Origin of the sequence: Aeromonas sp. Lyrl_2, from assembly GCF_051948815.1 — a bacterium.
Classification (GTDB): Bacteria; Pseudomonadota; Gammaproteobacteria; order Enterobacterales; family Aeromonadaceae; genus Aeromonas; species Aeromonas veronii.
Genome location: NZ_JAYJLJ010000026.1, coordinates 20,719 through 44,766, shown reverse-complemented (window position 1 = coordinate 44,766; position 24,048 = coordinate 20,719). Strand labels below are relative to the sequence as shown.

General features: G+C 60.3%; 19 protein-coding genes. 6 read left to right on the top strand and 13 right to left on the bottom strand.

The window, feature by feature from the left end:
* Positions 1–84 precede the first annotated feature (84 nt).
* The 3 genes from VF684_RS18475 to VF684_RS18465 form a co-directional block, all read right to left on the bottom strand.
* Positions 85–1,206 (bottom strand): alkene reductase, encoded by a 1,122-nt coding sequence (locus tag VF684_RS18475; RefSeq protein ID WP_139441902.1) that lies wholly within the window; start codon positions 1,204–1,206, stop codon positions 85–87.
* Positions 1,207–1,401: 195 nt separating this feature from the next.
* Positions 1,402–2,937 carry a TerC family protein gene (locus VF684_RS18470; protein ID WP_101531322.1) on the bottom strand — a complete coding sequence of 512 codons (1,536 nt, stop codon included), beginning with the start codon at positions 2,935–2,937 and terminating at the stop codon, positions 1,402–1,404.
* A gap of 300 nt (positions 2,938–3,237) precedes the next feature.
* Positions 3,238–4,164, bottom strand: a complete 927-nt coding sequence (locus tag VF684_RS18465) for a cation diffusion facilitator family transporter (protein ID WP_376898535.1) — start codon at positions 4,162–4,164, stop codon at positions 3,238–3,240.
* Positions 4,165–4,331: 167 nt separating this feature from the next.
* Here VF684_RS18465 and ydiJ point away from each other — a divergent pair, with 167 nt between their 5' ends.
* The 6 genes from ydiJ (at position 4,332) to VF684_RS18435 (ending at position 13,326) form a co-directional block, all read left to right on the top strand.
* A complete protein-coding gene (gene ydiJ, locus VF684_RS18460) occupies positions 4,332–7,403 on the top strand; it encodes a D-2-hydroxyglutarate dehydrogenase YdiJ (RefSeq protein ID WP_162516176.1) in 3,072 nt (1,023 codons plus the stop codon).
* Positions 7,403–7,891 (top strand): hypothetical protein, encoded by a 489-nt coding sequence (locus VF684_RS18455; protein ID WP_136502330.1) that lies wholly within the window; start codon positions 7,403–7,405, stop codon positions 7,889–7,891. The genes ydiJ and VF684_RS18455 overlap by 1 nt, the downstream gene beginning before the upstream one ends.
* A 168-nt stretch (positions 7,892–8,059) precedes the next feature.
* Positions 8,060–8,521 carry a hotdog fold thioesterase gene (locus VF684_RS18450; RefSeq protein ID WP_376898533.1) on the top strand — a complete coding sequence of 154 codons (462 nt, stop codon included), beginning with the start codon at positions 8,060–8,062 and terminating at the stop codon, positions 8,519–8,521.
* Between the two features lie 180 nt (positions 8,522–8,701).
* The gene (locus tag VF684_RS18445; protein ID WP_162516175.1) at positions 8,702–10,597 is read left to right on the top strand and encodes a DEAD/DEAH box helicase; all 1,896 of its coding nucleotides are present in this window, start codon (positions 8,702–8,704) and stop codon (positions 10,595–10,597) included.
* Positions 10,598–10,925: 328 nt separating this feature from the next.
* Positions 10,926–11,408 (top strand): molybdopterin-dependent oxidoreductase, encoded by a 483-nt coding sequence (locus tag VF684_RS18440; protein ID WP_139441906.1) that lies wholly within the window; start codon positions 10,926–10,928, stop codon positions 11,406–11,408.
* Between the two features lies 1 nt (position 11,409).
* Entirely contained in the window at positions 11,410–13,326 is a 1,917-nt protein-coding gene (locus VF684_RS18435) for a putative bifunctional diguanylate cyclase/phosphodiesterase (protein WP_440174358.1), read from the top strand.
* Here the strand turns inward: VF684_RS18435 and VF684_RS18430 are convergent.
* From VF684_RS18430 to nuoI, 10 genes are all read right to left on the bottom strand, one after another.
* Positions 13,323–14,861 (bottom strand): HD domain-containing phosphohydrolase, encoded by a 1,539-nt coding sequence (locus VF684_RS18430; RefSeq protein ID WP_139441907.1) that lies wholly within the window; start codon positions 14,859–14,861, stop codon positions 13,323–13,325. The genes VF684_RS18435 and VF684_RS18430 overlap by 4 nt on opposite strands.
* A gap of 1 nt (position 14,862) precedes the next feature.
* A complete protein-coding gene (locus VF684_RS18425; RefSeq protein ID WP_376898528.1) occupies positions 14,863–15,384 on the bottom strand; it encodes an HD-GYP domain-containing protein in 522 nt (173 codons plus the stop codon).
* A gap of 2 nt (positions 15,385–15,386) precedes the next feature.
* Positions 15,387–16,319 (bottom strand): PAS domain-containing protein, encoded by a 933-nt coding sequence (locus tag VF684_RS18420; protein WP_376898526.1) that lies wholly within the window; start codon positions 16,317–16,319, stop codon positions 15,387–15,389.
* Positions 16,316–17,452, bottom strand: coding sequence for an FIST C-terminal domain-containing protein (locus VF684_RS18415; RefSeq protein ID WP_376898524.1), 1,137 nt, complete (start codon positions 17,450–17,452; stop codon positions 16,316–16,318). Before VF684_RS18415 ends, VF684_RS18420 begins: the two co-directional genes overlap by 4 nt.
* Before the next feature lie 232 nt (positions 17,453–17,684).
* On the bottom strand, positions 17,685–19,148 hold the full coding sequence (gene nuoN / locus VF684_RS18410; protein ID WP_064339990.1) for an NADH-quinone oxidoreductase subunit NuoN: 1,464 nt from the start codon (positions 19,146–19,148) through the stop codon (positions 17,685–17,687).
* Positions 19,145–20,689, bottom strand: a complete 1,545-nt coding sequence (gene nuoM / locus VF684_RS18405; RefSeq protein WP_257725398.1) for an NADH-quinone oxidoreductase subunit M — start codon at positions 20,687–20,689, stop codon at positions 19,145–19,147. The genes nuoN and nuoM overlap by 4 nt, the downstream gene beginning before the upstream one ends.
* A 98-nt stretch (positions 20,690–20,787) precedes the next feature.
* Positions 20,788–22,635 (bottom strand): NADH-quinone oxidoreductase subunit L, encoded by a 1,848-nt coding sequence (gene nuoL / locus VF684_RS18400; RefSeq protein ID WP_257725397.1) that lies wholly within the window; start codon positions 22,633–22,635, stop codon positions 20,788–20,790.
* Positions 22,632–22,940: an NADH-quinone oxidoreductase subunit NuoK gene (gene nuoK / locus VF684_RS18395; protein WP_005337247.1), complete on the bottom strand. Its 309-nt coding sequence runs from the start codon at positions 22,938–22,940 to the stop codon at positions 22,632–22,634. The genes nuoL and nuoK overlap by 4 nt, the downstream gene beginning before the upstream one ends.
* A complete protein-coding gene (gene nuoJ / locus VF684_RS18390) occupies positions 22,937–23,488 on the bottom strand; it encodes an NADH-quinone oxidoreductase subunit J (RefSeq protein WP_005359828.1) in 552 nt (183 codons plus the stop codon). The genes nuoK and nuoJ overlap by 4 nt, the downstream gene beginning before the upstream one ends.
* Before the next feature lie 10 nt (positions 23,489–23,498).
* Complete coding sequence (gene nuoI, locus VF684_RS18385) at positions 23,499–24,041, bottom strand: NADH-quinone oxidoreductase subunit NuoI (protein WP_005337245.1); 543 nt, start codon at positions 24,039–24,041, stop codon at positions 23,499–23,501.
* Between the last annotated feature and the right edge of the window lie 7 nt (positions 24,042–24,048).

Sequence of the window (24,048 nt, the reverse complement as noted above, 5' to 3'; positions counted from 1 at the left end):
TCATATCACTGTTGCTAATGCGCAACAATACGGCAGGCCCCTACCTGTGGGGCCTGCGTTACGTAGCCGGTTGGCCATCGACAATCAGCGGCTGGTGGTTGCGTCCTCGGCCTGATAGACGGGGTAGTCGGTCAACCCCTTCTCGCCACCGCCAAACAGGGTGGCCGGATCGTGGGGGGCCAGCGGATAGCCGTGGCGCAGCCGGTTCGGCAGATCCGGGTTGGCAACGAAGGGGCGGCCAAAGCCAATCATGTCGGCCCAGCCCGCTTCGAGGGCGGCACGTGCCCGCTCGCCATCATATTTACCGGCATAGATCAGGGTGTTGGGGAAGGCATCCCGCAGACCCTGCTTGAAGTTCTCCGGCATCAGGGGGGCATCGTCCCAGTCCGCCTCGGCAATGTGCAGGTAGACCACGTTGAGCTGGCCCAGCAGACGGGCGGCCGCCAGATAGGTCTCCTGCGGATTGGCATCCACGGTGCCGTTGAGGGTGGTGAGCGGCGCAAGACGCACCCCGACACGTTCGGCGCCGATTTCGCTACTAACCGCTTCTGTCACCTCTTTGAGAAAGCGCAGCCGGTTATCCAGCGATCCGCCGTAACTGTCGGTGCGGGCGTTGGATTCGGAGTCGAGGAACTGGTTGATGAGATAACCGTTGGCGGCGTGCAGCTCGATGCCGTCAAAACCGGCGCTGATGGCGTTGCGGGCCGCCTGACGGAACTGGCCCACCACCGCATCGATATCGGCCTGGGTCATGGCGCGCGGGGTGACGGTCTCGACAAAGCCCGGCGCATCGCTGCCGTTATCGACGAACACCTTGACGCCCACTGCGGGCAGGGCTGAAGCGGAGATGGGCTGGGCGCCGCCGATGTTGTCCGGATGGGTGACGCGGCCCACGTGCCAGAGCTGGGCGAAGATGGTGCCCCCCTTGGCGTGCACGGCATCGGTCACCAGTTTCCAGCCAGCGATCTGCTCTGCGCTGTAGATGCCCGGCGTCCAGGCGTAGCCCTTGCCCATGGGGTCGATTTGGGTGCCTTCGCTGATGATCAGGCCCGCCTCGGCGCGCTGGGCGTAGTAGCTCGCCATCATGGCGTTGGCCACATCACCCGGCTGACTGGCACGGGAGCGGGTCATGGGGGGCATGACGATGCGGTTGGCAAGGTGCAGCTGGCCGAGGCGCAGCGGGCAGAACAGGTGATCGTGGCTCATCTTGAGTTCCTCATGGTGGAAGTGAGGCCACTTTATGCCGCCATCTTGTTGTGAAAAAGGGGGGTAATTGCACAAGAGAATTGTGCTTGATGCAGCAATCAGTGCAAACCGTCGGGAAAGAGGCGTTGAGGCATAAAGTTGAAGCATAAAAAAGAGGGCCGTCTGGCCCTCTTCTGTATTCTGCTGGTGGCAGGCTCAAGCCGTGGCGGGCATCACTTTCACCCGCTCGATACGCCGCTCGCTCACCTCGATCACCTCGAAGTTGAGCTGCTGCAGTTGCAACTGCTGACCCGGGGTGGGCAGAGTGCCGAAGTGGGAGAGCAGCATGCCCGCCAGGGTCACGTATTCATCGCTCTCGCTTACCAGCCCCTCGTGCTCCAGCACCTGCTCCACATGGTGGATGTTGGTGCTGCCGTTGATGAGCCACCCTTCGCCATCGCGCACGATATCCGGGGTTTCGTCCTCATCCGGCAGCTCGCCGACGATGGCCTCCAGCAGATCGTGGGTGGTGACCAGCCCCTGGATCACGCCAAACTCGTCGGAGACCAGAATAAGGCTCCCTTTGGCTTTGCGCAGCTCCGCCAGCAGGCGGATCACGTTGATGGTCTGCGGCACGATAATGGGATCGTTCTGCTTGGCCAGTTCGCTCAAAGATTGCCCTTCGTTCAAGGCAAACAGCAGATCGCGCGCCTTGACCACTCCGATCACCTCGTCCAGATCCCCGTCACAGATAGGGAACAGGCTGTGGGGCTCGCGCTGCAGCAGGGCGCGGATCTCGTCGCTGGAGTCGTTGATATCGATCCAGGCCATCTCCGAGCGCGGGGTCATGATGGTGCGAATGGAGCGCTCGGCCAGCGACAGTACGCCGGTCACCATATAGCGCTCCTCCTCGCCAAAGCTCACCGGCGCTACGGCAGGGGCATCCAGATCGTCATCCGGCTGATCCTGATAGGCCTTGCTGCCCATCAGCTTGAAGATGGCGGCGGTGGTGCGCTCGCGCAGCGGCTGTTTGGATTCGTGACGCATGGCGCTGCGCTGGGCCAGCTGGTTGAAAAACTCGATCAGCACCGAGAAGCCGATGGCCGCGTATAGGTAGCCCTTCGGAATATGGAAGCCAAATCCTTCCGCCACCAGGCTGAAGCCGATCATCAGCAGGAAGCTCAGACAGAGCACCACCACGGTGGGGTGGGCGTTGACGAAGCGGGTCAGCGGCTTGGAGGCGAGCACCATCACCACCATGGCGATGGTCACGGCGGCCATCATCACGCCAAGGTGTTCCACCATGCCGACGGCAGTGATGATGGAGTCGAGCGAGAAGACCGCATCGAGCACCAAAATTTGGGCGATCACCACGCCGAAGCTGGCGTAGGCGCCGACCGGGCCATCATCCTGGGGTTTGGCTTCCAGTCGCTCATGCAGCTCGGAGGTGGCCTTGAACAGCAGGAACAGGCCGCCCCCCATCAGGATCAGGTCCCGACCGGAGAAGGGGTGATCCCACAGGTGCAAAATCGGGGTGGTCAGGGTGACCAGCCATGACATGACGCTCAAGAGCCCAAGTCGCATCAGCAGGGCCAGCGATAGGCCGATGACGCGTGCCTTGTCCCGTTGGGCGGGGGGCAGTTTTTTCACCAGAATGGCGATAAAGACCAGGTTGTCGATCCCGAGCACGATTTCCAGAATGATCAGGGTAAACAGACCAATCCAGATATGGGGATCCAGCAGCAATTCCATTGTGACGACCTCAATAAAAACAGACAGAGCAAACAGTGATCACGGCGCACGATGGCCGCAGTAACAGCAAGGCAAAGGTGTTATTCAGAGGCGCTGATTAAGCAGAAAAAGATAGGCTTTGACAGAGAGAGACGAAGGGCAACTTCGGGGATTGTCCATGATGGGCAATAAAACCTCGGGTGAAAAATGAGCCCTGATGATAACGGCTGGCGCCAATTTGGCAAGCGCAGCGTCAGCGGGGCGTGATGGGGTTGTGATGCGACAGGGGAGGCGGCCGTGCCGCGCTCCCCCGTGCGGTCGTTACAACCAGCGCTTTTCGCGGGTGAAACAGACCGAGAGCCAGGCATCCCCCAGGGTGTCGCCGAGGCGAGACCAGAGCTCCTGACGCAGGGCATCCTGACGTTCGACGGGCCACTCCTGACCCGGCGCCACCAGAATGTTCAATTCCAGCTCGAAGCGGCGACCGCTTTTGGCCAGATGGCTGTAGCACTCGATGCCATGGCGCTGGCGCAGCGCCTCGATCTCCTGCTCGACTTGCCGTGGCACATCCCCCTTGGGGGCGATCTTCAACACTTCCCGTAGGTTGCGACCGAGCACCTTGATGGGAATGAGGGTGGCGCAGAGGGCCAGCAGCGAGACCAGAACCGGGTCTATGTAGCGGTTGTATTGGCCGTAGCCGATGGCATCGAGGCCGATGGCGACCACGAAACCGATAAGCAGGGTGGCGCTGAGCAGGGTATCCACCAGCCACTCTTTGGAGTCGACCCGCACCAGCTCGGAGTCTACCTGCTCGGCGACCTGGGCTTCGATGCGATAGATGATGGCGCAGAAGAAGGTGGAGACGGCGGCATAGATGAGGGCGTGGCCGAGATCGATCTCCCGTCCGCCATCCAGCAGGGTGGTGATGCCGCTATAGAGAGCGCCAAGGCAGAGCAGCAGAATAATGGTGCCATTGATGACGTTGGTGATGGGCTCGAAGTGGGCGTAGCCATACTGGAAGCGCTCATCGGAAGGGCGGGTAACGAGATAGGCGGTAACAAGACCGAGGCCTGTCATGCCCATGCTGAACAGGGTGAAGATACCATCGAGCATGATGGCGTTGGAACCGACGAAGAGGCCGTAGCCGATGCCGAAGATGGCAAAGGTGATACAACCGAACAGCGACAGGGTAAGCGCCTGTTTTTCGGTGGTGACCAGCGTACTGATAACATGGCTGTGGTGAGCCATAAAAGTCCTCCTTTCAAATGGTGAATATTGCCAAGCGCAAGCGGTTTTCTAGCTGATATACTGCCCGCTCACATGTGAGCGGACTGGCCTGACTGCCATTGACAGGCGGCTGGCCAGTCGTTGTCGCCGGCGTGCCGGCATCAAGCAAAGGATGGGAACAAGGATTCATGATCCCGAGACTCGATTACCAGGACAGTTTGTCACCAACAACCCTGCAGTTTCTTGAGTTGCTAGAGCGCAGCGCATTTCGTGGTGATATCGAAAAGTCTTATGCAAGCCGGTTGGCGATGGCGACGGATAACAGCGTCTATCAGGTAGTACCTCAGGCGGTTCTCTATCCGCGCAGTGCGGACGACATAGCAGCAATGCTCAAGCTGGCCGCAGAGCCGGCGTTCGCCTCACTGAGTTTTTTCCCTCGTGGTGGCGGTACCGGCACCAATGGCCAGTCATTGGGCGGCGGCATTATCGTCGATCTCTCCCGTTATATGAACCAGATCATGGAAATTAATCTGGAGGAGGGGTGGGTACGCGCCCAGGCCGGGGTGGTGAAAGACCAGCTCAACGCCTATCTCAAGCCCCACGGCTACTTCTTCTCGCCGGATCTCTCCACCTCCAACCGCGCCACCTTAGGCGGCATGATCAACACCGACGCCTCGGGGCAGGGGTCGCTGGTCTACGGCAAAACCTCGGATCACGTGCTGGGGCTCAAGGCGGTGCTGGAGAACGGCGACCTGATGGCCACCGAGCCGCTGACCGGTGAGCGACTGGCCGACAAGCTGGCGCTGGAGAATCGCGAAGGGGAGATCTATCGCACCCTCTATCGCATCGGCAAGGAGCGCCGCGCCGACATCGAGGCGACCTTCCCCAAGCTCAACCGCTTTCTGACCGGCTACGATCTCAAGCACCTCTATCAACCCGATACCGACACGCTGGATGTCAGCCGGGTGCTGTGCGGATCTGAAGGGTCTCTCGGCTTTATCACCGAAGCCAAACTCAATATCACGCCAATCCCGCGCTACCGCACCCTGGTCAACGTCAAGTACGACAGTTTCCCTTCCGCCCTGCGCAACGCCCCCTTTATGGTTGAGGCCCAAGCGCTGTCGGTGGAGACGGTGGATTCCCGGGTGCTCGGGTTGGCCCGCGCCGACATCATCTGGCATTCGGTGAAAGAACTTATTCAGGATGTGCCCGGCAAGGATCTGCAGGGACTCAACATCGTCGAGTTTGCCGATACCGACGAGGTAGAACACAAGGCCAAGGTGGCAGAGCTCTGCCGCCGTATCGACGCGCTGCTGGCCAAGGGCGAGGCGGGGATCATCGGCTATCAGGTGTGTGACCACTTGCCGAGCATCGAGACCATCTACACCATGCGCAAGAAGTCGGTGGGGCTGCTGGGCAACGCCGAAGGACGCAAGAAGCCGGTGGCCTTCACCGAAGATACCGCCGTGCCGCCCGAGTCGCTGGCCGATTTCATCATGGAGTTTCGTGCCCTGCTCGACGCCCACGGCCTCGACTACGGCATGTTTGGCCACGTTGATGCCGGTGTGCTGCACGTGCGCCCGGCGCTGGATTTGTGCGATCCCGAGCAGGAGGTGCTGCTGCGCCGCATCTCCGATCAGGTGGTGGCGCTCACCGCCAAATATGGTGGTCTGATGTGGGGCGAGCATGGCAAGGGCTTTCGCTCCGAATACAGCCCCGCCTTCTTTGGCGAGCTGTGGGAAGAGCTGCAGCGGGTCAAGGGGGCGTTCGACCCGGCCAACCGCATCAACCCGGGCAAGATCTGTATCCCCTACGGTAGCGGCGCCGAGCTGGTGTCGGTGGATGGGCCCAAGCGCGGCAAGTATGACCGCCAGATCCCGCTCGCGGTGCGCACCAGCTACACCCGCGCCATGGATTGCAACGGCAATGGTCTGTGCTTCACCTTCGAGACCGACTCCCCCATGTGCCCCTCGGTCAAGATCAGCCGTGATCGCCGCCACTCCCCCAAGGGGCGGGCGGGCCTGATGCGTGAATGGTTGCGTCAGCTGGCGGAGCAGGGCTTTGACCCGCTGGCGGAAGAGGTGGCGCTGCAATCCGGTGGCGTGCGCTTCAAACAGCTGGTGGACAAGGTGCGCAACAGCTGGGCCAAACAGCGCGGCGAGTATGACTTCTCCCACGAGGTGATGGAGGCGATGGCGGGCTGCCTTGCCTGCAAGGCGTGCACCAGTCAGTGCCCAATCAAGGTGGATGTGCCCGATTTTCGCGCCCGCTTTATGCAGCTCTATCACGGTCGCTACCTGCGCGCCCCCAAGGATTACTTCGTCGGCACGGTGGAGAGCTATGCGCCGCTGCTTGCCAAGGCGCCGAAGCTGGTCAATTTCTTCCTCGAAAAAGAGTGGGCCCAGAAGGCGACCGAGAAGAGTATCGGCATGGTCGATGTGCCGCTGCTCTCTGTGCCGACCCTGGCCGAGAGCCTGCACGATAACCGCGCCCGCTATTTTGATCTGCCGGGACTGGAGCGGATGAGTGCCGAGCAGCGCAAGCAGGTGGTGCTCATCGTGCAGGACCCCTTCACCAGTTATTACGATGCCCCTGTGGTGCGCGACCTGGTGAAACTCGCCAGCAAGCTCGGTTTCCAGCCCTACTTGCTGCCCTTTAAACCGAACGGCAAGCCCCAGCATATCAAGGGGTTCCTGCGCGCCTTTGCCCGTACCGCGGCCAACAGCGCCCAGTTCCTCAATAAGGTAGCGGCGCTTGGCATTCCCATGGTGGGGGTGGATCCGGCCATGGTGCTTTGCTATCGCGACGAGTATGCCAAGGCGCTGGGGTCGGCTCGCGGCGATTTTCAGGTGTTGTTGCCGCAGGAGTGGCTGCTCTCGCTGCCGGTAGATCAGTTGCCTGCTCGAACCGACAAGACCAAGAGCGAGGAGGGGAGCGAGCCCTGGTATCTGTTTGCCCACTGCACCGAGAAGACCGCCAAGCCCTCGACCCACGGCGACTGGAGTACCCTGTTTGGCCGTTTCGGGGCCAGTTTGCAGCCGGTCTCTGTGGGTTGTTGTGGCATGGCGGGCACCTATGGTCACGACGTCAAACAGGTGGAGAACTCCAAGGGGATCTATGGGTTGAGCTGGGCTGAGCCACTCGCGCGCCTGCCCAAAGCGCGCTGTCTGGCGACCGGCTATTCGTGCCGCAGTCAGGTCAAGCGGATGGAGGGGGAAAAGCTCAAACATCCATTGCAAGCCCTGCTGGAGCTGCTCTGATGCTGACGTTCCCCAAGCGGTTTCGGGTGCCGAAGGCCTATCGGCACCCGCGTTTCTTGCTGTTACCCGCAACTCCCGCTCAGGCGGTGGTGGAGTTTGTCGCCATGTTGCGCGAGCGCGAGCAACTCCATCAGCTGTTTCGCCCGAACGATATCTGGCCCTCGGCCAACTTCAGCCTGAGCCAGCACGAAGGGGATCTGGAGTGGCAGCAGTCGGAGTTTCTGGCCAAGCGCTCCTTTGCCTATGGCCTCTGGAGCCCAGATCGGGAGCCGCAATTTTGGGGCGGGGTTTATCTCTACCCCTCGGTGCTGCCGGAGGTAGCGGTGGAGCTCTTCTTCTGGAAGGTGGCCGAGGCGCCCATCACGGATGAGGAGCTGGAGATTCAGCTGCGCGAGTGGCTCGCCAGGGTGTGGCAGTGGCCAGCCCCCCGCTTGCCGGGGCGAGATGTGCCTTGGTCCGAGTGGCCCGGCGTTACCTACCCCTGGTGACATCCCGCTTAAGGGCATGATTGTGTAACACGCAGCGCCGGGTCGGGGCTGCGTTGTTAACACGTCACCTGGTAACCAACAACTCATATAACAGAACCATGTTGCCGATGGAGGGCGTTTCACTCATATCGGTACGCATTCATCGCTTACATAAGGAGTCTGCTCGCAATGAGTCACGATATTGCGCCCATCTGGCGTAAACCCATGAATCTGGAGGGGCTCAACGCCACCTCTCGCAACACCCTGATGGCCCATCTCGATATCGTCTACACGGCTTTTGGCACCGATTGGCTTGAAGCGACCATGCCGGTGGATCATCGCACCCACCAGCCTCTTGGCATGCTCCATGGCGGCGCGTCAGTGGTGCTGGCGGAGACGCTGGGTTCCTTGGCGGCCAACATGGCGGTGGGACCAGATAGCTACTGTGTGGGGCTGGAGGTAAATGCCAACCATCTGCGAGCCAAGCGGGAAGGGGTGGTGACCGGGCGTTGTCAACCGCTCCATCTGGGAGCAACAACCCAGGTGTGGCAGATTGAAATTCGGGACGAACGTGAGCGTTTATTGTGCACCAGCCGACTGACCATGGCAGTGCTCAAACACAAGCGGGGCAAGGACTCCAGCGAGGAGTGATCTGCAATAACGCACTATGAGTGCAAAATAAGCAAGCCATACTCGTCAGATCCCTCTATAATTGCCAACGTCTTGAGAGGCTTATCACATTTTTCAAGACAGCAGAACAAAGTGGCGCTATAATCGCCGCCTTTTTGCTATTCCGCGGTGTTAGCCGCCTGCCTTAATCTGGAAGAATCTATGTCTGATACCGAACAACTGCCCCTTTTTAGTGAGCTTGGACTGGCCGCGCCTGTATTAAAAGCGCTGCAGGACGTGGGCTATGAGCGCCCGTCACCGATCCAGGCCGCAGCAATTCCCCACCTGATGGCGGGACACGATCTGCTGGGGCAGGCGCAAACCGGTACAGGGAAGACCGCTGCTTTTGCCTTGCCTCTGTTGTCTCGTCTGGAAGCAGGTAACCGCAACACCCAGATCCTGGTGCTGGCGCCTACCCGCGAACTGGCGCTGCAAGTGGCTGAAGCGTGCCAACGCTACGCCCACCACATGCCTGATTTCCACGTACTGCCCATCTACGGTGGTGCCTCCTACGAAACCCAGACCCGCGCCCTGCGTCGCGGTGCCCAGGTTGTCGTCGGTACTCCGGGCCGCGTGATGGACCTGATCCGTCGCAAGAACCTGGACCTCTCCGGCCTGAAAGCACTGGTACTGGACGAAGCTGATGAAATGTTGCGTATGGGCTTCATCGACGACGTTGACTGGATCATGGAGCAGTGCCCGAGCACTCGTCAGGTTGCCCTGTTCTCTGCCACCATGCCGGAGCAGATCCGTCGCGTGGCCCAGAAGCACCTGAAGCAGCCCAAAGAGATCAAGATCGCCTCCAAGACTGCTACCGCGACCACTATTCGCCAGCGTTACTGGCAGGTTACCGGTCTGCACAAGCTGGACGCCATGACCCGTCTGCTGGAAGTGGAATCCTACGAAGCCCTGCTGGTATTCGTGCGTACCAAGAACGCTGCCGAAGAGCTGGCTGGCAAGCTGGCCGCCCGTGGTCACGCCTGTGAAGCGCTGCACGGCGACATCCCGCAGAAACTGCGTGAGCGTACCGTCGACAAGCTGCGTCAGGGCCAGCTGGACATCCTGATCGCCACCGACGTTGTCGCCCGTGGTCTGGACGTTGAGCGCATCACCCACGTAGTGAACTACGACATTCCGTACGACACCGAATCTTACGTACACCGTATCGGCCGTACCGGTCGTGCCGGTCGTAAAGGCGAAGCCATCCTGTTCGTCGCTCCCCGCGAGCGTCGTATGCTGCGCGCCATCGAGCACGCAACCCGTCAGGCCATCGAGCCGATGAAGATGCCGAGCACCGAGGACATTAACCAGCATCGTCTTGCCAAGTTCAAGGAGCGCATCCGCGAAACCATGATGGGTGAAGAGCTCGAGATCTACCACAACCTGGTGAACGAGCTGATCGAAGAGGATTCTGCCGATCCGCTGGAGCTGGCTGCCGCACTGGCCAAGCTGGTACAGGGTGACCAACCGCTGCTGCTGGATGACTCCATTCCGGATCCGCTGCTGAATGCTGGCAACGATCGTGGTGGCTTCGAGCGCCGTGACTTCAACGACCGTGGCGGTCGTGACTTCGGTGACCGTGGCGATCGTCCTGCCCGTCGCATGCCGTCCCTGGAGCCGCGTCCGCTGAAAGACAACCCGGATGTGGAGATGGAGCGTTACCGCGTAGACGTGGGTGCCCATCACGGCGTCAAGCCGGGCCAGATCGTGGGCGCCATCGCCAACGAAGCGAACATCGAGAGCCGCTTCATCGGCAACATCGACATCGCTGATGACTTCTCCACCGTCGATCTGCCGAAAGGCATGACCGCCGATGTACTGGAAGTGATCAAGAAAGCCCGTGTTTGCCAGCGTCCGCTGCAGATCACCCGCTACACCGAAGTGCCGGCCGGTGGCAACACCAGCAGCCGTCCGCCGCGCGGTGATCGTCCGTTCCGTGGCGACCGTCCTTTCAACAAGGATCGCCGTCCGCAGGGTGACCGTCCCTTCAACAAGGATCGCCGTGAAGGCGGTTTCGACAAGGGTCGCAAGTTCGGTGGCAAGCGCCGCGATAGCTAATCCCTGATTGGTAATGCCAGAAGGCCGCTCATTGAGCGGCCTTTTTTATGTTTTTCCTGATGGTGCTTCGCCATAGCGAATCGAGGATGCAGAACTCACTTCGGTGATAAAAACGAGAGCCAAAAGGGCATTATTTTTTTGTTAAACGGTTGTGAGTGATAGGGGAGTGGTGTCATCCTGTCTCAGGACATTGAGTTCGTAGTCAATAAGGTGTGCCTCTGGTTGTGTTGTGTGGCTGCGACTTTAGTTGGTATCCCCTCTCTTTCGTTTGCATATGGCAGAAGAGAGTACGATTAATAAACTGAACACAATGACATGGAGGTTCATCATGACTGGATGGTTTGGCAGAGTGCTGTTGTTGTCCGGGTGTCTTGTATCGAGCGTGGTGCTGGCAGACGATGCGTTTCTGACGATTAAGGGTGATGGGTGTTGCAATGGCAAGGGGCAGATTAGTCTGACCCGGGCCGAGTTTGAGGCACTGCCGCAAAGCGAAGTGACCACCGAAACGCCCTGGACCGAAGGTAGTCACACTTACCGCGGTGTGCTGCTGCGGGAGCTGGTGAAGAAATACGGCCTAAAGAGCAGTGAAGTCAAGGCGATGGCCGTCAATGATTACTGGGCTGCCGTGCCTGTCGAGGATGGTGACAAGTATCCTGTGCTGGTTGCCGAGAAGCAGGATGGCAAGCCGCTGACCCTGCGCAACAAAGGACCTCTCTGGATTATCTACCCGCTCTCCGATTACCCCGACCTGAACAAGGAGCTCTATCACAGCCGCATGGTGTGGCAGCTGATTGGGCTAGAGAGCAAGTAACATGCTGCGCGGCAAGTTTGTCAGCCTGATCCTGATGGTGACTGCCTTTTTGGGGGTCGCCATCTGGTCGGTCTGGAACTATGACCGCGCATTCAATGCTGTTACTCGCTATACCCAGTTATCAGCCTGGGCGTTGGCACAGTTGGAGCTGGAAGTTCACGGTTTTGGCGAATCGCTCCAGCTCTATCGCGCCGGCTCGGTGAGTCAGGAGGAGATGAACAAGCGGTTTGACATCGCCTGGAACCGACTTGATGTTTTCCTGCACGGTGCTGAGGCAAAGCCGGCCAGGTCTCGCTTTGGTGCTGCCCAAGCAGCAGGGCAGCTGATGTCGCTGTTTGAAGAGTACGAACAGGATGTGGTGAGCGGAACGCGCGATTCGACCCGGTTAGCTCGTTTCTCGATAGAACTTGATCGCGATCTGGCGGCTATTCGTGATGTCATGGTGAAGAACTTTACCGGCCCCTCTGCCATTGCTCAGCGCGAGCTGCTCAATGAGTCGCGTACCCAGAATTTTGCCATTCTCGCCTTTCTGATGTCGGCAACTATGGTGATGCTGGTGATGCTGTTTCGCGAAGTGCGTCACCAGCAGTTTCTTGCGTGGAACGATCCCCTGACCCGTCTCCCCAATCGGGCAGCGCTTATCAAGCACCTGAAGTTGCGGGCAGCATATCGTGGCGGCGGCAGCAGTATCACTGTCTGCCTGGTGGATCTAGGCCACTTTCGTGAAGTGAACGACAGTCTGGGATACGAGATAGGGGATGGGCTGCTTAAGCAGCTGGCCGAACGGATTCATAGCGTGGCAGCACCGGGTATTTTTGTGGCCCGCACCGGCAGTGACGAGTTTGCCATCATTATCTCCGGCGCCATGCCGACCTATCTGCGTTTCTCCTTTCTGGAGCAGTTGCGCACCGAGTTGGCCGATCTGGCCTTTGCAGCAGATCCGGCGCACCGGGTCAGGGTCTTCATGGGGGTGAGCCAATACGCTCGTCCGGTACATACTCCGGAAGAGATGTTGCTGTTTGCCGATATCGCCCTCGATAGTGCCAAGCGCCAGCGGCTTCATCGTTCGGTAGTCTTCTCCCGAGCCATGCATCAACATTACCTGCGCAACCGCCGCCTCTCGACCGAGCTGCGTGAATTGATCCAGAGCCCCGAGTGCCAGCAGCTCTGCCTCTACTATCAGCCGATAGTTCGTGGTCAGAGTGCTGTCCGGCTGGGAGCCGAGGTGCTGATCCGCTGGAATCATCCGGAATATGGCTTTATTCCGCCGCTCGATATCATAGCGCTGGCAGAGGAAAACGGTCTGGGAGAGGCGCTGGGGCTCTGGATTTTCCACCGTTTGCAGCGTGATCTTTCCATTTTCCCGCAAGATCTGGTGGAGCTGCTGGAGATCTCGGTCAACCTCTCCAGCTCCATGTTCAATATGGGGCTGGCTGCCAATGTCGAGGAAAGGATGAGTGTCGGTCCGCTCGGGTTACAGCAGTTGATCGTGGAACTGACGGAGACCATAGCGCTGGATGATATCGAGCTGAGCAAGCAGATCATCGCCTCACTGCGCCACATCGGGGTGCGGGTGGCGCTCGATGATTTTGGAACCGGCTGGTCCTCATTCTCATATCTGCGTGAGCTCTATTTCGACAAGCTCAAGATTGACCGCTCCTTTATCACCGCCATCGATAACGATACTCGGCAGGCACTCTTTGTTGAGGCTATCACTTCGCTCTCTCATCAGCTGGGGGTGCGCGTCGTGGCCGAAGGGGTGGAAAACAACGATGAGCTGAAGGCGGTGCTGAGCATAGGGGTGGATGAAATTCAGGGCTATTTCTACTCCAGGCCCTTGCCGCTGCAGGACTTTCTGCTGTTCTGCCATCGCTACTTTATCAATCGGAGCATCATGCAGGAAGTGGCGCAGGGTTAGCCCAGCGGTTGGGGGATAAAGTCTCCACGATCGAGGATCCGCAGACAGGCATCCACCACATCCGCATCGAGCTGATGGCCGCGCATCTGGATGATCTGCTCACGGGCCTGGGGAATGCCGAGGGCGGCGCGATAGGGGCGATCCGAGGACATGGATTCGACGATATCGGCGACGGTGAGGATGCGGGCCTCCAGCAGGATCTCATCCCCCTTGAGCCCCTGCGGATAGCCGGAGCCATCGAGATACTCGTGGTGCTGGTGGATCATCCGGGCGATGGGCCAGGGGAAGTCGATATCCTTGAGCACCAGATAGCCGATGGCGGGGTGTTCCTTGACCAGCTCGAACTCCAGCGGCGTGAGGCGCTCCGGTTTGGTGAGAATTTCGGCCGGTACCTGGATCTTGCCGATATCGTGCACCATGGCGCCCAGATAGATCCCCCGCAGCCGCTTCTCTTCCAGCCTGAGCTCCCGGCCGATGGCTTGGGCCAGCTTGGCCACATGTTTCTGATGGCCAGCGGTATAGGGATCGCGCTGCTCCAGCACGGCAGCGATGGCACCCAGCGCATCTTCCAGTGCCAGCTCCAGCTGGCGGGCATGGAAGATCTTCTCCTGTTGCGAGCGCAGATAAGCCTGCTGGGTATGGCGCGCCTGCAGGCCATAGGTGAGGTAGTCGGTCAGTTGGATGAAGAGCTGCTCCTCCTCCTGGCTGAACAACCGTGGCTGGCCGCTGTGAATGATCAGCGCACCGGCCAGATCCTCCTGCAGTGGCAAGGGGATCAGCAGGCGGGAACGCAACGGGTGGTGGCCGGTATGGTGCCGCTCGTGGAAGATCACCTGATTGAGACGCCGCTGGTGGAGGATGGCCTGGGTGAGGGCCTCATCGTTCAACCACAACGTTTGTTCCGATGCATCGGCACTGCCTGCCTGCGCCACGATCCTCGGCGGTTGGGCGAGTTCGGGCTGGCCTTGCAGCACTGCGACCAGCGGAAAACGGTCATCGACGGCGATGGCATCGCAGATATCCTGCAGCAGTTGTGGCTCATCGCCCGGTTTGAGCAGGGCGTGGTGGGCGCGGCTGATCGCCTGTTGGGTCCAGGTGTACTGTTGCAGTTTCTCCTGCTGCCACTTCTGCTCGGTAATGTCTTCGAAGAAGACGCCGACCCCCACGATGACCCCCGCCTCATCACGCAGGGGAAACTTGGTGGTGCTGAGCCAGCGGGCTTCTCCCCCCTTCAGATAGGGCTCTTCGATGTGCTTGTGTATCCCCTCGCGCATGACTCGGGCGTCATCCTCCCGATAGCGCTGTACCAGTTCGGGGGGAAAAAAGTCGCAGTCATTCTTGCCCACCAGTGCCTCTGGGGAGAGGGCGAGATCCGCCGCCAGCAGGCGGTTGCCCGCAATGTAGCTGAATCGGGTGTCTTTGAGCAGCACCCGATAGGGAAGCTGATCCATCACTTGGGTCAGCAACAGCGCCGAGGAGGGGAGCGCATCGGTCAGTGGGTGGGGGAGTGCACAGGAGGTGAGGAGTTCTGACATCTTATCCCGCCTTGTCTGCAAGTTGACTGATGGGAGGACCGAAGTGGTAGCCGGTCTGCCAGAGCACGATACAGCTATTGACCACTTTTTCATCGTAATGGATCCCGGCATAGCGGGTCAGTTCGGCAAAGGCGTCACTCAGGGGCATGGCCCGGCGGAACGGGCGATGGGAGGTCATGGCGATCAGCGAGTCGGCCACCCGGATAATGCGCGCCTCCAGGGTAATGGCGTTGCCCGCCAGCCCCTGCGGATAGCCGCTGCCATCGAGGTTTTCGTGGTGCTGCAGCACTAGGGTGGCGATGGGCCAGGGGAAGTCGATCTGTTTGAGAATATCGTGGCCGGCCTGGGGGTGCTGCTTGATCAGTTCGAACTCCACCGGCCGCAATTCACGGGGGCGAGTGATGATCTCGGTGGGGATCTGCAGCAGGCCGATATTGTGCACCATGGCCGCCAGTCCCAGCGCATCCAGCCGCTCTTGCCGCAGTTGCATGGCCTGCCCGATGGCCAGTGCCAAATCGCGCACCCTCAGCTCATGGCCCGCACTGTTGCGATCTTTGTGGTGATGGCGCTGGCGAGGGCACTGATGGTCTGGAACAGCAGCTCACGCTGGTGGTGCTCGCTCTCCTTGAGGCGGGTGATGTCGACCAGGGTGCCGATGATGCCGGCAACCATCCCCTGATGGTCATAGAAGAGATCCTTGAAACAGATGACCTGATAGCGCATGCCATTGCGATCATGCAACTGCTGTTCGATGCACTGGGGCTGGCGACTTCGCAGCAACTCGGCTTCCCGCATGCTGTAGGCCTCGGCAAGCCCGACTGGCAGCAGCTCCTCGACCCGTCGACCCAGCAGCGCCTCCTTGCCGATGCCGATCACCTGATTGAAGGCCTGGTTGCAGCCCAGAAATCGCCCCTCGATATCTTTGTAGAACACCGGGATCGGGATGGCCTTGAGCAAGGATTCGTTGAAGTGTTTCAGATCCTTCAGTTCGGCCTGCTGACGCAGAGCGAGCAGCTCGCTGTCCTTGCACAGGGAAATGGCGCGGGCCAGGTTGCCGAGCACCGGGCTGAACAGATGGCAGACCGGTACGATCTGCTGATGTGGCTGGGGGGCGAGCAGCAAGATGAGATAACCCCCTTCAACCTTGAGCCGATAGGCAAACTGGTAGGGGCGGCTGCCCGGCAGGGGGAGCGTCTGTTGCAGCAGGCAGTGCTCCTCCTCGCTGACCCACCCAGGCAGTGGCAGGGTGGTGCCGGTGTGCTGGCGCAGCTGCTCGTCGCCGATCACCTTGAGCAGCTTGTATCCCTCCCGTTGTTGCTGCAATACCGCGCCAACCGGCGTGGCGCAGTGATGCATAAAACGTTGCAGTACCTTTGTGAGCAGCGCATCCAACGTCACTTCACGCCCGATGCAGAGCGCCAGATCGCAGACGATGGCCATGGCGTGGTCGTTGTTCATATCAATGCCCCGTTACAGAGAATGGCGCCGTTATGAAATTGGGGGTAATCCCCGTGGCGCACGCTGCCAATTTCGCCAAGGGAGAGGGCTCCTGCCAGATCGCCGGCCCCCGAGTGGGTCAGCAGGGTGTGCAGCTCGGTCACTGTCTGCTGGTCGAAGTGCAGCTGGCGTCCTGCGCAGTAGTAGACCTCCAGCAAGTGTGCCCGGGTGAGGGTTTGTTGCTGGTTGAGGCGCCTGGCCAGTAAGCAGGCATGTTCGGTGGCACTCTCTGGCGCCTTCAGCAGAGTGAGGATGCTGTGCTCCGCGACCTCGCCGGCGCAGAGCAGGGCGCCGTCATCGTTTGCCTCGACGGGGATCCTGACAATCACATCCCCGTTGGCCCGCAGCAGGCCCAGTGGCATGTGCACCACGAAACGGTAGAGCTCCTCGCGCACCATAGTGTGCTGGAATTGCTGGCGGATCAGCCCCTGATATTTTTGAAAGGCCGGTTGCCAGTCGATGTAGGCAATCTTGTTCGCTTCACTGCTGGTGGCCAGCATTGGTTGTGCCGAGAGTTGATAACCATGTTCCAGAAAGGGAAAGCTGTTGCTGGGCAGCAGCGTGCAGGTGACCCCGTAGGCAAGTTGCCGTTGATTGTCGAACAGGCAGGCAATAGGGGTGAAGCTGCCGCTGCCTGCGTTGGCGCTGGCATAGTTGACGCGATTGGCCAGCTGCAGATAAAGCGCATCCAGAATGGAGGCGATATTGGGAATGAGGTTGTCGAAGGTCAGAAACAGGGTTGGTGGCGGCGAAGGGGTTGGCCAGGTGGCCAGCATGCTTTCCACCTGTTCAGCAATCAGGTGGGCAAGGGATGCTGCGCTGGCCTGCGGTGTCAGGGGCAGCAGTGTGGCGTGATAGGGGTTGGCTCTGGGCAGTAGCCAGGCCCCTTGCGGCAACAATCCTTGCGCACCGATCAGCTGGGGGAAAATGGCGCCATCCAGGGCGATGTTGAAGTCGCGGCACAACTGCTGCAACAGGGGAACCTGCGCGCAATCCTGTTCGGCCAGCAGTATGGTCAGCTTGCCTCCTTGCAAGGGTGCCAGCGTGGCGGCCAGTTCTGTCGGGTTAAATTGGCAAACGTAGTGTTGCTTCATCAATCTGAACTCCATTCCAGAATATAACCAATATATCAATAAGGAATTCAAGAGGGTATGAGGATCTCGCCCGGTTCTGGTTGTATGGCAAAAACCATGATGGGTATCACCCTCGCTGACTTATCTGTCATTTGCGGGCTCGCGGAGTGCGCGATGCTGTCGGGCCGGAAAGAGAAAACCGGCAGCCAAGGCTGCCGGTTTTGCGGGTAATGAGGGGTAGTGACGGTAAAGGTTACTGCAATACCACGTGCTGGAACCCTTGTACCAGGCTGATGACCGGCTGGGGATAGAGCCCCAGCAACACCACCAGCACTGCAGAGAGCAGCACTACCACTCCACCGGAGGAGAGAGCCCAGTCGGCGCTGGCATCGCGCTGCTGCATGCCCGGTTCGCGCAGATAGAGGGTCACCATCACCTTGAGGTAGTAGTAGAGACCCAGTGCGCTGCCGAGCACGATGGCACCGGAGAGCCACCAGAGCTGCGCCTCGACGGTAACGCCGATGAGGTAGAACTTGCCGATAAAGCCGAGGGTCATCGGGATGCCCGCGAGTGACAACATCATCACCGTCAGTACGGCAGTCAGATAGGGGCGCTTCCAGAACAGACCACGATAGCTGTGCAGGGAGTCGGCATCCTTGCCGCGATAGGGGCTCGACATCATGCTCACCACCCCAAAGGCACCCAGGCTGGTGAAGAGATACATCAGCAGGTAGACCCCGGCTGCTTCCACCGGCATCTGGCCGAATCGGCTCGCCACGATCACCGCCAGCAGGTAACCGAAGTGGGAGATGGAGGAGTAACCCAGCATCCGTTTGACGTTGGTCTGCACCAGGGCCAGCAGGTTGCCGACCAGGATGGAGATGACCGCCATGGCAGCCAGCAGCCAGTGGATCATGGGATCGCTCGCCGCCGGTACCGCCAGATAGAAACGCAGCAGCACGGCAAACACGGCGACCTTACTGACGGTGGCGAGGAAGGTGGCGACCGGTGCCGGGGCACCTTCGTAGACATCCGGGGTCCAGAGATGGAAGGGGGCCAGGGAGAGTTTAAAGGCAAAGCCGACCAGCATTAACCCTAAACCGCCCATCAGCAGCGGGTGGTGAGCCGGGCTCTCGGCCAGGGTCTGCCCCAGGGCCGCAAAGCTCAAGCTGCCTGCCTGTGCATAGAGCAGCGCCATGCCAAACAACAGGAAGGCGGTGGCGGCGGCAGAGAGCACCATGTATTTCACCGCGGCTTCCAGCGAGTGGCGCTCGCGGTAGGCGTAACCCACCAGACCGAACATCGGCAGGGTCAGCATCTCGATCCCGATAAAGAGAGAGGCGAGGTGACGGGAGCAGGCCAGCACCAGACCACCAGCGGTGGCGATCAGCAGCAGCAGGAAGAACTCTTCCCGGTTGTCCGGGTAGGTTTTCAGCCAAGATTGACCGAAGGTACAGGTAGCCAGGGCGCCGATGAGCACCAGTCCCATGTAGAAGACGGCGTAACTGTCCACTTGCAGCAGCGGGGTGACCCCCTGATCCCCTTGCGCCATCACGATGGGCAGCGAGAACAGAGCAAGGTTGAGGCCAACAATGGTCACGGTAAAGGCGGTGGTGACACAGCGGCGCCAGGCGATGGCCAGCATCAGGGCCGCCATGGCCCCGGTGGTCAACAGCAGGGGAAGCAGTGCCAGCAGTTGGGAAGCGGAGAAAGTCATTGCAGGGCTCCAGCAGTCGGCAGCAGATACCAGTGCAGCACGTTGATAAGGCTGCTGCTGGCGGTGTCAATCACGGGTTGGGGATAGAGGCCAAGCACAACTAGCAGGCCCGCGATCACCATCATCATGGTCAGCTCGCGGCGATCCAGTCCCTTGAGCATGCTCTCATCCTTGGCGGGGCCAAAGCAGGCGCGCTGCAACATGATGAGAGAGTAGACCGAGGCCAGTACCAGACCGAAGGTGGCGACTGCCGTGATGACAGGGGCAACCTGGAAGCTGCCGATCAGGATCAGGAATTCGCCGACAAAGTTGCCGGTGCCCGGCATGCCAAGTGACGCCACCGAGAAGAACAGCATCACACCGGGCAGATAGCGCAGGCGTCCCCACAGGCCGCCCATCTGGCGCAGATCCCGGGTGTGCAACCGCTCGTAGAGCTGACCGCAGAGGATAAAGAGGCCGGCAGCGGAGAGACCGTGGGCGATCATCTGCACCACGGCGCCCTGCAGGGCCAGCTCGCTACCCGAGTAGATGGCGATCATCACAAAACCCATGTGGGAGATGCTGGTGTAGGCTACCAGCCGTTTGATGTCGGTTTGGGCAAAGGCCACGATGGCGCCATAGACGATACCGATCAGGCCAAGCACCATGGCGTAGGGAGCAAATTCGGCGGACGCCTCGGGGAAGAGCGGCAAGGCAAAGCGCAGCAGACCGTAGGCGGCGGTTTTGAGCAAAATACCGGCGAGATCCACCGAACCTGCGGTCGGCGCCTGACTGTGGGCATCCGGCAGCCAGCCGTGCAGCGGTACCAGCGGCATCTTGACCGCGAAGGCGATAAAGAATCCCAGCATCAGCAGCCACTGAACGCCCTTGCTCATCGGGGTATTGAGCAGCTCCAGATAGTTGAAGGTGAAGACTCCGGTGGCATGCTGGTGGGTCAGCACCAGCCCGATGATGGCCACCAGCATGATAAGGCCGCTCACCTGGGTGTAGATGAAGAACTTGGTTGCGGCGTTGATCCGTGATTTGCCGTCAGTGACCGAATGGCCCCAGAGCGCAATCAGGAAGTACATGGGGACCAGCATCATCTCCCAGAAGAAGAAGAAGAGGAACAGGTCCAGCGCCATAAAGACCCCGAGCACACCGCCCAGGATCCAGAGCAGGTTGAGGTGGAAGAAGCCGATGCGCTGTACGATCTCTTTCCACGAACAGAGAATGGCCAGTACCCCGATAAAGCAGGTGAGGATAACCATCAAGAGCGACAGGCCATCCACCGCCAGATGCAAAGAGATGCCGAAGCGGGGGATCCACGGCAGGCGCCACTCGGCGGCCCAGGCGGAGGCAGCACCAGAGACGCCCGCGCTGTCGAGGCCCGTGGTGGCAAGGGAGAAGTCTCCACTTAGCCAGATGGCACAGGAGAGCAGCAGGCTGGCGCTCATGGAGAGCAGGGCTACCCAGCGGACAAACTGCCCGCCGAGACGCTCCATCTGCCAGCAGAGCAAGCCGCCGATAAAAGGAATTAGCAAGATCCAGAGTAAGGTCACGGTATCAGCTCTCGTTCAAGTTCATATGAGATTGCGCTCCCTGTTCCATCAGGGAAAGCAAACAGCCTGGCTGTATGATTGTCCGGTTGTTCATCGCGTTACCCCAGCAGCAACAGCGCCAGCACCAGCACGGCGCCGATCCCCATGGAGGCGGCATACCAGCGCAACTTGCCGGTCACGGTCCAGGCCAGCAGCTGGTTGCCACGCAGGGCAAGCCAGGCGGGCAGGCCCATCATCCAGTCCAGCGGGTCCTGCCCGACCAGACGGGTTGCCAGCAGATAGGGTTTGACCCACAGCTGGTCGTAGAGCCAGTCAAAGCCCCAGGCGTTGAACCAGAGGGTGCTGAGCAGGCGGCCCGGCGCGCTGTTGGCAATGGAGGTGGCCAGACGGCGCTCACCAAGGAACAGAAACGCGGCCAGCGCAATGCCTGCGATGGCGATGATGCCAGAGGTGATTTCCAGTGCATGGCGCCCCTCTTCGATATGATCACCAGGGCCTGCGGGCAGTACGCCTGCCAGCGGTGGAGTGATCAGCGCACCTATGCCGGTGGAGAGCACCAGCAGCACCAGCAGCGGCAGGTGGTGAGCCAGACCGTGGCCCGCATGGGCTTTGGTCTGCTCTTTGCCATGGAAGGCGATAAAGATCAGCCGGAAGGTATAGAGCGAGGTGAGGAATGCCCCCGCCAGACCGGCCCACAGCAGCGCGCTTTGGCCAGAGGCCTCTACTTGCCACAGGATGGCGTCCTTACTGTAGAAACCGGAGGTGACCAGCGGCAGCGCGGCCAGCGCCGAGCCCCCCACCAGGAAGCAGGCATAGACCAGCGGCAGACTCTTGCGCAGCCCGCCCATCTTGAAGATGTTCTGCTCGTGGTGGGTCGCAACGATAACGGCACCGGCGGAGAGGAACAGCAGCGCCTTGAAGAAGGCGTGGGTCATCAGGTGGAAGATGGCCCCTTCCCATGCGCCGACACCGAGTGCCAGAAACATGTAGCCAATCTGGCTCATGGTGGAGTAGGCGAGGATCCGCTTGATATCGGTCTGAACCAGCGCGGCAAAGCCTGCCAGCACTAGGGTGATGGCGCCAACCAGCCCGACCAGATGGAGGATCTCTGGCGCCAGCAGGAACAGGCCGTGGGTACGGGCAATCAGGTAGACACCGGCGGTCACCATGGTGGCGGCGTGGATCAGCGCTGAGACCGGGGTCGGGCCAGCCATCGCATCCGCCAGCCAGGTTTGCAGCGGCAGCTGTGCCGATTTGCCGACCGCGCCGCCCAAGAGCATCAGGCAGGCCAGCGACAGGGCAGGGGAGCCCTCGGCAAACAGGGTCGGTGCGCGCACCAGCAGCTCGTGGATATTGAGGGTGCCCAGTTCCCGATAGAGGATAAACAGGCCGATGGCGAGGAAGACATCACCCACCCGGGTCACGACAAATGCCTTGAGGGCCGCCGCGCCGTTCTTGCGATCCTTGTAGTAGAAGCCGATCAGCAGATAGCTGCACAGCCCCACCCCTTCCCAGCCGAGGTAGACAAACAGCAGGTCATCGGCCAGCACCAGAAACAGCATGCTGGCGATAAAGAGGTTGGTGTAGGTGAAGAAGCGGGAGTAACCCTCTTCCCCGCGCATATACCAGGAGGCGAACAGGTGGATAAAGAAACCCACCCCGGTCACCACCCCCAGCATGGTCAGCGATAGGCCATCCAGTGCCAGTGAGAAGCTCGGGGTAAAGTTGCCCACCGCCATCCATTGCCACAGGCGCTGGACATAGACGCCCCCCTCGGGCGGGTTGCCCAGAAAGTCGATGCCCACCCACAGGGTAGTGAGGGCCGACAGGCCAATGGAGCCTACCCCGATCAGCGCCGAGGTACGTTCACCAAACCGGCCGAGGGAGAAGGCCAACACCAGCCATCCCAGCAGCGGAAATAAAAAAGTCAGATATAAGAGGCTCATCCGCGCATCTCGCTCACAGTGTCCACGTTCAGGGTGTGGTAACGACGATAGAGCAGCAGTAACAGGGCAAGGCCGATACTGGCCTCCGCTGCCGCCAGAGAAATCACCAGGATATACATGATCTGGCCATCGGCCTGGGCCCAGCGGCTACCCGCCACCACAAACGCCAGTGCCGAGGCATTCATCATGATCTCGATACTCATCAGGATGTAGAGCAGGTTGCGGCGGATCAGCAGACCGCACAAGCCGATGCAGAAGAGCACCGCGGCCAGCAGGAGGCCGTGCTCCATAGGGATTCCATTCATTGCTGACCTCCTTCTTGTGCAGAGCGGGATGCTGTGCGGGGGACGGAGAGCACTTCACCGCTCTTCTCTTCCCGACCCAGGTGATAGGCGGTTACCAGACCCGCCAGCAGCAGGATGGAGGCAAGCTCCACCGCCAGCACATAGGGGCCAAAGAGCTCGACACCCACCTGCTTGGCGGTCACCTCGGTCACTCCGATCAGGCCCCCGGTCACCCCGAGAATGCCGTGGGCCAGAAAGCCCAGCAGGATCAGCGAGAGCAGGGCTGGGCCCCCCCAGGTCATGGGGGTGAGCCACTTTTTCTCCTGTGCCTGGGCACTCCCCAGGTTCAGCATCATCACCACGAACACGAACAGCACCATGATGGCGCCGGCGTAGACGATCACCTGCAGGGCGCCCGCAAAGGCGGCACCCAGGCAGAAGAAGATCATGGCCACGGCGATGAGGGAGATGATGAGATTGAGCAGCGCATGCATGGGATTGCTGGTGCTGATCACCCGCAGCGTGCTGTAAATGGCCACCAGGGCCGAGGCATAAAATGCCAGTTCCATGATTGACTCCTCAGGGCAGCAGGCTCTTGACATCGATGGGCTTGGCTTCGTTTTCGGCATCCCCTTTCGGCTTGCCGTCGATGGCCATCCCGCTCATGCGATAGAAGTTGTAGTCCGGGTATTTGCCGGGCCCGCTGATCAGCAGATCCTCCTTCTCGTACACCAGATCCTGGCGGCGGTACTCACCCATCTCGAAATCCGGTGTCAGCTGGATGGCTGTGGTGGGGCAAGCCTCTTCACACAGGCCGCAGAAGATGCAGCGAGAGAAGTTGATGCGAAAGAACTCCGGATACCAGCGACCATCTTCCCGCTCGGATTTTTGCAGCGAGATGCAGCCGACCGGGCAGGCAACTGCGCAGAGGTTGCAGGCCACGCAGCGCTCGTCCCCGTCGGGGTCGCGGGTCAGCACGATGCGACCGCGGTAGCGGGGGGCCGCATAGACTGCCTGCTCCGGATAGTTGAGGGTTTCACGGGGCCGCCAGGCATGGGAGAAGACCATGGCCAGACTGCGTAACTGGGTGCCGACACCCTGAATAATGCTAACAATTTTCATATTGAGT